Here is a 792-nt window from a genome sequence, read left to right as displayed (position 1 = left end):
CTGCCTCATCGCTAACTTTGCAACAGTGCCCAATTTATTATAACAGCCGTCATTTTGGTAAAACCCGGAATGAAAAAAGGATTACCCGCTGGGGTAGAGGCAGCCCACTTCAGAATCCTGAAAATACAGGGGCTCTGACGCTCCTGGCTTTCAAGCTTGATGAGCAAGGGGGGGACTGTAAGGAAGTAAATATTTGGGTATGCGCCAGCACTGATGAAGAGGACGTCATTGAGACCGCTATTGGTGAAGTTATACCCGGAGCGCTAATATCCGGCCCCGCAGGACAGATTCTAGGCGGACTATCTCTACAGCAAGCGCCAGTAAATCATAAATATATTCTACCTGAAGACTGGCACCTGCGCTTTCCGTCGGGAAGTGAAATTATTCAGTATGCAGCCAGCCATTATGTGAAAAATTCCCTTGATCCGGATGAGCAACTTCTTGACCGCCGGCGCGTGGAGTACGACATATTTCTATTGGTTGAGGAACTGCATGTTCTGGATATCATCCGGAAAGGATTTGGCTCTGTGGATGAATTTATTGCGCTGGCCAATTCTGTCAGCAATCGCCGTAAATCCAGAGCCGGGAAGTCGCTGGAACTGCACCTGGAGCATCTATTCATTGAGCACGGCCTGCGACACTTTGCGACGCAGGCCATCACAGAAGGTAATAAAAAACCCGATTTCCTTTTCCCTTCCGCAGGGGCTTACCACGATACTGAGTTTCCCGTAGAAAATCTGCGCATGCTGGCAGTCAAGACGGCACTGTTGCAAATAGTCGGTGGTGATAAAC

Annotated in this window: 1 protein-coding gene; it reads left to right on the top strand. The window is 49.0% G+C overall.

Annotated features, from left to right (window positions below):
* A partial coding sequence (locus HMPREF3140_RS06415; protein ID WP_267283806.1) for a type II restriction endonuclease occupies nt 1–792 on the top strand: 792 nt, incomplete at both ends.

The sequence above is a fragment of the Klebsiella sp. HMSC16A12 genome (assembly GCF_001808265.1).
GTDB lineage: Bacteria > Pseudomonadota > Gammaproteobacteria > Enterobacterales > Enterobacteriaceae > Klebsiella > Klebsiella pneumoniae.
The sequence above is the reverse complement of the archived record's forward strand: the minus strand, read 5'-3'. Positions and strand labels throughout refer to the sequence as shown.